Here is a 10031-nt window from a genome sequence, read left to right on the forward strand (position 1 = left end):
GCCACGGCTCCTCCGTCACCGCTCAGGAGCCTGCCCCGCGTAGCCATGCTGCGCGCAACCGTCACCGCTCAGGCGCCTGCCCCGCGCTCCTCGCGGATCTCGGAGACCACCCGCGCGGCCGTCCGCCGTACCGCCTCGGTCTCGGTCAGGAAGTGCCAGTAGTCGGGGTGGCGCCCGTCGAGCGCGACGACGGCGCGATCGAGCCGGGCCACGGCATCGTCCAGCGGACGGGCATGGCGCGGATCGGGCGTGCTGCGGCCGTCCATGGCCAGGCGCTGGGCGTCACGGACCGCGAACCGGGTCCGCTGGATCTCCTGCTGCGGGTCCTTCGCCACCGCGTCCAGCCGGTGCAACCGGTCACCGGCCGCGGACACCGCCTCGTCCGTGGCGTTCAGCAGGGCGCGGACCGTGCTCAGCCGGGACGTCGCATCGGCCCACCGCTGCTCATCCCGCGCCTGGACGGCTTCCTTCAGCTTCTCCTCGGCCTGCCGCACATTGACGGCCGCCTGCTCGGGCACGGGCTGGAGGTCCTGCCAGCACGCCGCGGAGAACCGCCGCCGCAGCTCGCTCAGCACCGGCTCCACCGAGCCCGCCCGGGTGGTCAGCGCCTGGGCGCGCGTACGCAGCGACACCAGCCGGTGGTCGATCTCGGCGGCCCGCTCGGGCAGCTTGTCCGCTTCGGCCCGCACCGCCTCCGCGTCGCGCAGCACCTGGTCGGCGCGCTGCAGGGTTTCCGCGACGCCGTGCCGCCCGGCGCCCTGGTTGAGCTTGGTCAGCTCGGGGGCGAGAGCCGCCAGCCGGGCCGCGAGATCATCCGCCCGCAGCCCGGACGCGCGTACCGCGTCGAGCGCGTTGCTCGCACCCAGCAAGGCCTGCCGGGCCCGTTCCACGGCCGGTGCGAGCCGTGCGAGCTGAGTCTCCGCACTGCCCAGCAGCGGACCGAGCCCCTGCGCGAACCGGTCCAGCTCGGCCTTGACCCGGACCAGCTCGTCCTTGGCCGTGGTCAGCTCGGCCCGCGCGCGGGAGGCGACCGAGTGCTCCAGATCGTCCCGGTCCAGGTCGTGCGCGTCGACCGCCGTGATGTAGGTATGGCTGACTTCGTCGATCCGCCGGCCGAGAGCGGCGAAGTCGTCCGCGGCCTTGCGCGCGGCGGGCGAGCTGTCCACCGCGGTGATCGTCTCGATCGAGATCCGCAGATCGCGCTGAGCCGTGTCCAGCTCGTAGAAGGCCGACGCGGCGGCGTCCTTCGCGGCCTGCGCCTCGGCGCGCTGACTCTCCCCGCGTCCGCCGAACCAGCGCCTCGTACCACCACCCGCGAAGGCGGCCGGCAACACGGCCGCGAGCAGCGGCACCGGCAACAGCATCAGCACGAAGACGTCCCTGACGGCGGAACCACCACCCGCTCTCGTCCGCGGCTGTGCGTGTGTCGCCGTCACATCCCTCTCCCGTGCCGTTTCGCCCTGCCCGGTACATTCTCCCACCAGGTAAGGACGAACACACGGGCCGGTTAGTTCACGCTTCGGACGGTGACTTCACCGTTGTCGCTCCGGGCCTTCACCACATGACCGCTGCTGTCGCCGCGCGGCACGTCCACCGAGGTACGCCCGTTGTCGGCGGCGGCGTCGACCGCGTACTTCACGGAGCCGTCCGGAAGACCGATGGTGATCGCCCCGTTGTCGCTCTCGGCGTCCACGAGATCCGGCACGGCGGTGAACCCCAGCCGGATGCTGCCGTTGTCGGACCGCGCCGACACGGACCGGGCCGAGATCCCCTCGGCGGCGATGGCACCGTTGTCGCTGGCCAGCTTGAGCGGCCCGGTGGAGTCCCGGACGGTCACCTTGCCGTTGTCGGCGGTGAGCGTGAGCGGCGTACGGAACCCGGAGGCGACGATCTTCCCGTTGTCCCCCTCCACGACCACCGCCACGCCGCGCGGCACCTTCACCCGATGCTCCGCGGCACAGTCACTGATCAGCGCATCGCACTTCACCGCGAGCGTGAGGGTGTCGTCCCGCATCTCCCACCGGGGTTCGGGCCCGTCCCCGAACATCACCCAACCGTCGACCCGGCGGGTCACCTCGACCTTCTGCACATCGGCCGGCACGAGCTCCACCGACGACTGCCCGGAACGGATGGTCAGAGTCTTCCCGCTCAACGCGAACGACTTGTGCTCGGCAGGCGCGTCGCTCACGTCCGTACTGCCACAACCGCTGAGCACGAGCGCCATGAGTACGGCGCCTCCGGACGCGACGAGAGCACGGGTGCGAATGGCCACGATGATCTTTCCCCCAGGTCGAACGGCTCGTGCACCCGACGGTGCGAGCTTCACCGTACGTACCGCCCCGCACCTGCCAGAATCCGGACGGCCACCGTACGCGGGTGGGGATATCCCCCGCACGGGCCCGCCGTCCCCTCGCCGCCGGGAACCGTTTGTGACCACAGGCCGTAGTCCATGTACGCTGTTGCCTCATCCACGGGTGCGTAGCTCAGGGGTAGAGCGCTGCTCTTACAAAGCAGATGTCGGCGGTTCGAAACCGTCCGCGCCCACCAGCACAGAGAAGAACCCCAGGTCGGGATCACTTTGGCCTGGGGTTTCTTCATGTCCACGTTCTGACCCCACGTTGAGTATGTGATGCCTGCACACCTAGTACGGGGTGCCGTCCCCTGAACCTCTCCTACGGGATACCCGAGAAATCGCAGTTCAGATAGCAGATTTCCGGCGCAGCGAAGCGGCCCGCCCCAATCAGGGGCGGCCCGCTTCCGTGCGTTCGGGCTACGCGGCTGACTCTGGAGGCTCGTCGGTGTCGACGCGCACCTTGATCGTTTGCAACTGCGGTTGGGCCTGCCCGCCACCAGGGAGCCGGATCACCATCGTGCCGAGCAGGGGACCAGTGGCCAGCTCCTCGGCCACCCGCAAAGACAGGCCGTCGGGGACAGGGGCGCCTGGCTCGGAGCTGGCTGATTCGATATCAGCCGTGACAGCAGCTGCTGCACCTCGTCGACCGCGCCCGCCGCGGAACCCTGCTCCACGGCGAACTTGACGCCCTGGCTGCCGGAATCACCGAACAGGCCGCCTGGATTGCCACCCCCGAACACGTCGCGGCAGGCAACAAACGGCACGTGCAAGCCGTCGTGCCCGAGTTGGAGAAGGGCGAGACCACGATCAGCCGCGTGTGGGCGTCGCCACCCGGTGGGCCGTGCTCCGCGCCCATGGGCATGCCGCAAAGGCCACAGCCGGGCAAGCCGAAGCCACGACGGACTTCACGGCACAGACCGCGGCCCTCGCGCTGCGCGACCTTGTCGAGGCCTACGCATGGGGCGTATGCCCGAGCAACGCACACTGACGACGCAGCACAGACGCCCCGCCACCACCAAGGTGACGGGGCGTCGGCACGCTCAGACGACGGCTACAGCGACGGGTACCGCGACACGTCCGTCACCTTGCATGTCACCTTGCCCGACGTCGCGTCCAGGCCCTGCGCCTTCGTCACCGACTTCTGCCCCGGTGCCAGGTTGTTCGTCGCGGCCATGCCTTCACCAAGGCGGTCGCCCTTGGCGTTCACGAATTCCACGGACACGATGTAGTTCGCCTTCTCGTCAGAGTGGTTGACGATCTCCACGTCCGCTGCCGGCCACGTGGTCGAGGAGTTCACCTCGCACCCGGTGATCTTGACGTCACCCTCCGGGCCCTTGTCCTCAGGCTTCTCGGCCGGCTTCTTCTTCTCGGCCGGCTTCTCCGCCTCCGCCGGGACGCCCTTCCCGGGCTCCTTCGCAGCAGGCGAGTGCCCCGTCGCGCTGTTCTCAGTCGTCGTGCCGACGCTCGCCAGCCCGACCACCACGGCGCCGCACCCGCCGAGGAGTACCAGGCCGCCGATGACGGACAAGGTGACGATGAGCCCGGTCTTCGACTTCTTCGGGGGCATCGGCGCACCCCAACCCGGGCCCGGTTGCGGCGGGTACTGCCCCGGCTGCTGCCACTGCTGGGGCTGCTGGCCGGGCTGCGGCGGGTACGACATGGAATCCCCCCATGGGATGTGCAGGTGTGAGGGGACACCGTACGACCTGACCGGAATGTGTGACCCCGGAAGCGGACAGATCGTGACGACATTGTGAACGGTCGCCACACCTCTCCGATCAATCCAGACCGCTCGCACCGACCGCATCACCCAGACCACCCGGAGTGATGTCGCGGGGAGGCCACGTCCATAGGACCCTGAAAAGGCACGCCTGTCCTCGCAGATACAAGGAGAAATCCATGCGTACCAACAAGGCGTTCGCGGTTCTCGGCTCAGCTCTGATCGTCGGCAGCCTGGCAGTCGCACCGGCGCTCACCTCACAGGCGTCGGCCGCCCCCAAACCCGCGCAGGCGGTAGCCGCGCACGACTTTGTCACCGATTCCTACCGAGACGGCTACCGCCAAGGCTTCCGGAATGGATACGCGGACGCACGGGACGACTGCAACCTCATTTCCGGTTACGGCTTCCGCAGCCAGTCATCGGACGAGCGATGGTCGCAGGGTTACGCCAACGGATACAGCGACGGCTACGACCGGGCCTTCGACCGGTTCTGTTAGCGGTCTTCGCCAACAGGCCGCGCAATACGCGGCCGACCCGTCGATGCATTGAGGTCCCCGCGGCGCGCTGCGGGGACCTGCGGGCGGACATCCGGATGACGCCCGTCGTCACTCCGACGACGCCCGCCCCTTCCCCGCCGCGACTTCGTCGAGACACCCGCCGCACACAGCGCGGCGCGTGCGGCCGACCGAGCATTGCAGGCCATGCCGCATACCGCCCATGGACGGAGTTCGCCGGCACAAGGGACCACGTGAGCATCTTCACGTGAAGGCGACGCGAAGATCCGGGAACTTCGTAGGAGGAAGTGACTTGGTCGGTTGGCTGGGGGCTGGCATCAATGTGGATGCGTACTGACGGCTCGGGGCGGCCTTGCAGCGGCATCGAAATCCTGGGCTCTATGGGCAGGGAGAGTAGGCGGCTTACAGGGTGGGTGTAGGCGCAGGCCGTGCCAGATCGAGCAGTCGGTCAAGGTCAATTGGGGTCCGCGGCCGTGCAGACAAGCGTGGGGAACGCAGCGCCGTTGTACGCCCGTTGACCAGCTAAGACCGCTGTGTGATCGGCGCCAAGCTTACAAAGCAGATGTCGGCGGTTCGAAACCTGGTCCGACGGGCTTCGGTACCAGCACTCTTGATGCAGTCCCGAGAACCAATCAGCGGGTGAAGGACATGCCTCCGGCAGGGCAGTTCAGACTCCGGGGTGGACGGGCGCTGTTCGCGGGTGCCGGCCGGGGCCTGACGAGCGTCGTGGGAGTTGGGGTGCGTCGTGGGTTGGTGTACTTGGCGATGGTGCGTCGCTACTGTCCCAGACATGAAGGCCGGGAGATTGAAGCGGTTCGGGGCATCGTTCATGGCGATGGTCAGGCACGTTGTGCGGCGTCCGTTGCTCGTCCTGGCGCTCCTGTCCATCTGCGTGGGGACGACCGCGCTCCAGCACGCGCTGCCGCAGCCATGGGACGGCCTGCCTTTCGGCTTCGGTCTGCTCGCGGTCATATGGTCGATCTCGCTGACCCTTCCACGAAGTCAAAAGGATCAAGAAACCGACGGCTGAACGTGCCCGCAACGCGGCCGACGCGGCAGCATCCTGCGGTGAGACATGAGGGACTTCGACATCCACCGTTGACGTCAACGGCGTTGGGTGGTGGTGCATGGGTGCTTTTGTCCGGTCGTCAGGGTGGCGGGATCTCAGGGCCGCGTCGGCGACGACCGCACTGCCGAAGCAGATGCCGACGGTTCGAAACCGTCCGCGCCCACTGGTGTGAAGGCCCCAACCGGTCATGGTTGGGGGCCTTCGGCGTACCACCACTCGGTCCAGGTACCCAGGTATTGCTGTGGACGAGCTTGCGCGTCTGAGGCCGTCGCGCTGGAGAGCGCGGCTGGCGGCCCGGTGGCAGCCGCTTCTTTCAGAACACAGGTGGTGTCACAGTGAAGTTCTCGCCGCCGTAAAGGGATTCGTAGCCGATCTCGATCACAAGGCGTCGGGTAATGAGATCCCAGAACCAATCGTGCTCGTCTTCGCTGAACTCGGCCAGTGACAACAAGAAGGTGGACTGCCCGGCCAGTACCACGGCGCCCGGGCGTAAGGAGTGAGCCTTGGACTCTGTGGGGAACGAGCTCACTACGCGTTGCTGCGTGTGGTAGTCCCACTGTCCGATGGCCTCCCCGTCCAACCGCACCACCGACCTCGTCACGATGGCCGGCCCGAGACCGGCATTGACCACGCTGAGCCCTGCTTCAGTGCCTTCGTACTTCTTGATGCGGCGCATCTGGAGCACGGGCCTCACCGACTGGCGGCTATGTCGCCTACTGTCTCTGGCCTGCGTATAGCTGACCCATAGAGAGCCGAGCGCTATAACTGTCGCTGCGACAGCGGTGACCGTGTCTGAGCTCATATGGCTGCCCCTCCCCGTACGATGCCGCGGATAATGACCGGAGCTTCCCCATGTGACCACCGTTCCAGTCCGAGGCGGGCGGGCATGTGGTTCAGAAGGCACGGGGGCACCCCTGTTCGCGTTGACGGACAGGGTGAACGAGAACGGCTCCTGACTGCCCACTGCGGGGGTCAGTCTTCGGACCGGACGACCGGGCGGACGCCCTCGGCGCCGTGCAGGTTCGACAACGTGCGCGCGATCGACCAGATGGCGCCCCAGTCGCTGTCCGGTACGGAGTGGCTGCGGCGGAGGCGGCCGATGCGGAAGAGGCGGTTGCCGTCCGGCCACTCTGTTCCTTCGGGGTGCGCGCGCTGCCTGCGCTGGAATTGTTCTGCGTCGGGGTGTGGCGGGCGACTGAGGTTTGGGCGCGGCCCGCAAACGCGGCGGCTGCTGCGTCGGCTGTCATCATCTATGGGTGACGAATGAGCGGCTACCAGCAGGGTGGACTCTGGAGGAGATCCGAAGAGTCTCCGGTGACCGGGAGGCGACGGTGCTCGACAGCGATCGCTGTGTGACGTTGCTGGGGTGGCCGGCGGAGGACGAACGGCTGCGGCCTGAACTCGTCCTGGGATTCCATGGGCTGTGTCTGGTGAAGCCCGTCGATGACGACAACTGGTACATGGGGAGTCTGGACGACGACGGCAGCGTCGAATGCTGGAGTGCCTACGCCGATTTCTACGAGGCGCTGCGCGGTCTGTAGTGCCCGAGGGGGCCGGTGGCGGCTCGGTTGGTCGGTGCCCTGGGAGACATTGGCGCTTCCCAGGGCACCGCGGAGTTCGGTTCAGGCGTTGGGGCGCTTGCCGTGGTTGGCGTTCTTCTTCTTGCGGGCGCGGCGCTTGTTGCCTCGCTTGGCCATGGGATGCCTCCCTCACCTGGGGGTTTCATGCCTTCGCCAGTTTAGGTTCGGGGTGTCGGGGGCGCATCAGCGGAGCGGGCGGGCGGTGTTCGGCGGTTGGGTTGTTCATGGCCCGGTTCCCTGGGCCGCCCTGGGAGGGGCGAGTCCGGGGGCGTCGTAATGTGTCCTGGTCACGTCAGTTATGTCCCAGGGGGGATGCACATGTCGTACGGCTATCCGCCGCCCCGGCCCGAGCAGGAGCCTCAGCCCGAGCAGGAGCCTCAGCCCGGGCAGGAGTCTCAGCCCGGTTCCGGCCGGACGTCTCAGCCCGGTTTCGGCCGGACGTCTCAGCCCGGTTTCGGGCAGATGCCTCAGCCGCCCCAGCAGGCGCCGTCGCCCCATGCGCAGTGGCCGCAGGCGCCGGGGCCCGGGATGTATGGCCATCCGCAGCCGGTCAAGAAGTCCCGTACCGGGTTGATCGTCACGTTGTCGGTGCTCGGCGGGGTGGCCGTGTTGCTGGTGCTCGGTGTGCTGATCGCCGTGGCCGGTGGTGGGGACTCGCCCTCGGCCAGGCCGAAGCCGTCGGTGGTGGAGGGCACGGAGAGCGGTGCGCCCGCGCCGGGGGATGCCTCGGACGCGCCCACGGAGGTGCCGGCCCTGGAGGGCACGGACGGTGAGGGCGACGTGCGGATCACCCGGTGTGCGGTGGACTCGCTGACCGAGTGGCCGGATGCGGATGTGGAGATCGTCAACCACGGCGACGTCCAGGCTTCCTACATCGTGTCCGTGGAGTTCGTGGACGGGGACGGCACGCGCCGGGCCTCGGGGCTGGCGACGGCGACCGATCTGGCGGCGGGGCAGAAGTCGGTGCAGAAGGCCCAGGGGCTGGGGAAGGTCCCGGGCAAGATGACGTGCAAGGTCTCCAAGGTGACGCGGCTCCCCTCGTCGTAGGGACGGGCGGGCGCGGCCCGTGGCGGGTTTCACCCGGATGGGTGCGTCCGAGTGGTTCCGTGGGTGGGCGGCGCGCAGGGTCGGTTCTGTCCCACAGTCCCGATCCGGCCAAGGAGTCCTGATGGCTCACACAGCGCCCACGCCCGGTACCGCCGGTTCCGCCGGCCAGGAGGATTTCAATCCCTGGGCGGCCAGCGGAATCGTTTTTGCCGGTGTTCTGCTGCTCGTCGACGGTGTCCTCGGAGTGATCAAGGGGATCTCCGGCATCGCCACCGACGACGTCTACGCGCATGTCAGGAACTACACGTTCAAGTTCGACGTGACCTCCTGGGGGTGGATCCACCTCGTTCTCGGCATCGTGCTCGCCGTCGTCGGCTGGGGCATCCTCAAGGGTGCCGAATGGGCCCGTGCCACGGGTGTGGTGCTGGCCGCCATCAGCGTGATCATCAACTTCGTCTGGCTGCCGTACCAGCCGATCTGGGCGATCATCTCCATCGCCATCGACGTGTTCGTGATCTGGGCCCTGTGCACCGGGACCTCGAAGGCGGTCATCTGAGGGCGGCGGGGTCGGGAGGAGGCAGCGGTGGACCTCGTCGCTCTTGCCACCGAGGCGTACGTCTACGGGTATCCGCTGGTCCGTGACCTTTCGGTGGTCGAGGGCGCCATGTACACGGGCTACGGTCCGCTGCCGCCCACCCCGTTCAACCGCTTCGCGCACGCGGACCGGCCGGTGCCTCCCGACACACCCTTCGTGTCCGTCGGCGACGACACCGTCCGGTCCGTCGCCCATCTCGACCTCTCCGGCGGACCGGTCCTGATCCACGTCCCGGACGGTCCGCACGACCGGGACACCCCGGACGACCGGGACGGCCCGGACAGCACGTATCGCGTGTTGCAGTTCGTCGATGCCTGGACCGACAACTTCGCGTACGTCGGCCACCGCCCCACCGGTACCCGGACCGGTGACTGGCTCGTCGTGCCCCCGGGCTGGGCGGGACGCGTGCCCGACGGGGTGCTCGGGGTCATCGACGCGCCCACCTCCGTCGTCACCGTCATCGGACGCAGTGACTGCGATGACGGTGACTGCGACGGCGGTGACCACGGAGGTGGCTCGTACGGGGCGGAGCGGGTCCGCGCGTTCCAGGAGCAGTTGACCGTCACGCACGTCGAACCGGGTACGCACCGTACGGGACTGCCCGCGCCGGACCCCGACGTACCGGAGCCGCTGCGGTTCTTCGAGCAGCTCAGGGTGTGGATGGCCGACTTCCCGCCGTCCGCGCCCGACCGGGCGTACCAGGACCGGTTCCAGCCGCTGGGGCTGCTGGAGGAAGGGGCGTCGCCCTACGTCCGTGCAGACGCCGTCCTTGTGCGCGCACTGACCGAAGGGGCGGCGCGGGGCGGGGCACGGGTGGAGGAGGCGGACCGGGCCGATGCGGTGCGCGCGGGGTGGGCGATGCAGCCACATCTCTTCGACTACAACCTCGACCACTACGGCGTCGGCACCGTCGACTCCCCGGAGTGGCGGATCGCCGACCGGGAGGCGTCCTACCTGACCAGGGCGGTGGCGGCGCGGAGCGCGTTGTGGGGCGTCCACGGGTACGAGGCGGTGTACGCCCGCGCACTGTGCGACGCCGGGGGCGGGCGATTGAACGGGGCCCACTCCTACGTGCTGCGCTTCGAAGGGCGGCCGCCGGCCGAAGCGGGCTGGTCCCTGGCCGTGTACGACATGGCCGGGCACGACATGGCC

11 protein-coding genes and 1 tRNA gene are annotated in these 10031 nt (G+C 68.5%); 7 read left to right on the forward strand and 5 right to left on the reverse strand.

Features of this window, described 5'->3' with window-relative positions; translation table 11 throughout:
* Window positions 1-68: 68 nt before the first annotated feature.
* Window positions 69-1436, reverse strand: a complete 1368-nt coding sequence (locus tag AADR41_RS13875) for a hypothetical protein (protein ID WP_342281674.1) — start codon at window positions 1434-1436, stop codon at window positions 69-71.
* Between the two features lie 71 nt (window positions 1437-1507).
* Window positions 1508-2272, reverse strand: a complete 765-nt coding sequence (locus tag AADR41_RS13880; RefSeq protein WP_342281675.1) for a DUF4097 family beta strand repeat-containing protein — start codon at window positions 2270-2272, stop codon at window positions 1508-1510.
* 200 nt (window positions 2273-2472) lie between these two features.
* Here AADR41_RS13880 and AADR41_RS13885 point away from each other — a divergent pair.
* Window positions 2473-2547, forward strand: a tRNA-Val gene (locus tag AADR41_RS13885).
* A gap of 857 nt (window positions 2548-3404) precedes the next feature.
* Here AADR41_RS13885 and AADR41_RS13890 read toward each other — a convergent pair.
* Window positions 3405-4013, reverse strand: coding sequence for an FxLYD domain-containing protein (locus tag AADR41_RS13890; protein ID WP_342281676.1), 609 nt, complete (start codon window positions 4011-4013; stop codon window positions 3405-3407).
* 239 nt (window positions 4014-4252) lie between these two features.
* Here AADR41_RS13890 and AADR41_RS13895 point away from each other — a divergent pair, with 239 nt between their 5' ends.
* Both AADR41_RS13895 and AADR41_RS13900 read left to right on the forward strand, forming a co-directional pair.
* A complete protein-coding gene (locus tag AADR41_RS13895) occupies window positions 4253-4570 on the forward strand; it encodes a hypothetical protein (RefSeq protein WP_342281677.1) in 318 nt (105 codons plus the stop codon).
* Window positions 4571-5378: 808 nt separating this feature from the next.
* Window positions 5379-5618 (forward strand): hypothetical protein, encoded by a 240-nt coding sequence (locus AADR41_RS13900; protein WP_342281678.1) that lies wholly within the window; start codon window positions 5379-5381, stop codon window positions 5616-5618.
* Window positions 5619-5970: 352 nt separating this feature from the next.
* On the opposite strand, the gene AADR41_RS13905 is transcribed toward AADR41_RS13900, so the two are convergent.
* Complete coding sequence (locus AADR41_RS13905) at window positions 5971-6333, reverse strand: hypothetical protein (protein ID WP_342281679.1); 363 nt, start codon at window positions 6331-6333, stop codon at window positions 5971-5973.
* A 580-nt stretch (window positions 6334-6913) separates the two neighbouring features.
* Here AADR41_RS13905 and AADR41_RS13910 point away from each other — a divergent pair.
* Window positions 6914-7198, forward strand: coding sequence for a hypothetical protein (locus AADR41_RS13910; RefSeq protein WP_342281680.1), 285 nt, complete (start codon window positions 6914-6916; stop codon window positions 7196-7198).
* A gap of 81 nt (window positions 7199-7279) precedes the next feature.
* On the opposite strand, the gene AADR41_RS42880 is transcribed toward AADR41_RS13910, so the two are convergent.
* A complete protein-coding gene (locus AADR41_RS42880) occupies window positions 7280-7354 on the reverse strand; it encodes a 50S ribosomal protein bL37 (RefSeq protein ID WP_015034725.1) in 75 nt (24 codons plus the stop codon).
* Between the two features lie 411 nt (window positions 7355-7765).
* Between AADR41_RS42880 and AADR41_RS13915 the strand changes: the two genes are divergently transcribed.
* The 3 genes from AADR41_RS13915 to AADR41_RS13925 all read left to right on the forward strand — a co-directional run.
* Window positions 7766-8284, forward strand: a complete 519-nt coding sequence (locus AADR41_RS13915) for a hypothetical protein (protein WP_342281681.1) — start codon at window positions 7766-7768, stop codon at window positions 8282-8284.
* Between the two features lie 121 nt (window positions 8285-8405).
* Entirely contained in the window at window positions 8406-8840 is a 435-nt protein-coding gene (locus tag AADR41_RS13920) for a DUF7144 family membrane protein (protein WP_342281682.1), read from the forward strand.
* A 27-nt stretch (window positions 8841-8867) separates the two neighbouring features.
* Window positions 8868-10031, forward strand: a 1164-nt coding sequence (locus tag AADR41_RS13925) for a DUF1254 domain-containing protein (protein ID WP_342281683.1), incomplete at its 3' end; no start/stop codon positions are given.

This window comes from Streptomyces sp. CLV115, from assembly GCF_038448545.1.
Lineage (GTDB): Bacteria > Actinomycetota > Actinomycetes > Streptomycetales > Streptomycetaceae > Streptomyces > Streptomyces sanglieri.

What these genes read in the sequence shown, in the direction of transcription:
- AADR41_RS13890 (WP_342281676.1), bottom strand. Translation starts at nt 4,013, where the DNA reads ATGTCGTACCCGCCGCAGCCCGGCCAGCAGCCCCAGCAGTGGCAGCAG.
- AADR41_RS13895 (WP_342281677.1), top strand. Translation starts at nt 4,253, where the DNA reads ATGCGTACCAACAAGGCGTTCGCGGTTCTCGGCTCAGCTCTGATCGTC.
- AADR41_RS13900 (WP_342281678.1), top strand. Translation starts at nt 5,379, where the DNA reads ATGAAGGCCGGGAGATTGAAGCGGTTCGGGGCATCGTTCATGGCGATG.
- AADR41_RS13905 (WP_342281679.1), bottom strand. Translation starts at nt 6,333, where the DNA reads ATGCGCCGCATCAAGAAGTACGAAGGCACTGAAGCAGGGCTCAGCGTG.
- AADR41_RS13915 (WP_342281681.1), top strand. Translation starts at nt 7,766, where the DNA reads ATGTATGGCCATCCGCAGCCGGTCAAGAAGTCCCGTACCGGGTTGATC.
- AADR41_RS13920 (WP_342281682.1), top strand. Translation starts at nt 8,406, where the DNA reads ATGGCTCACACAGCGCCCACGCCCGGTACCGCCGGTTCCGCCGGCCAG.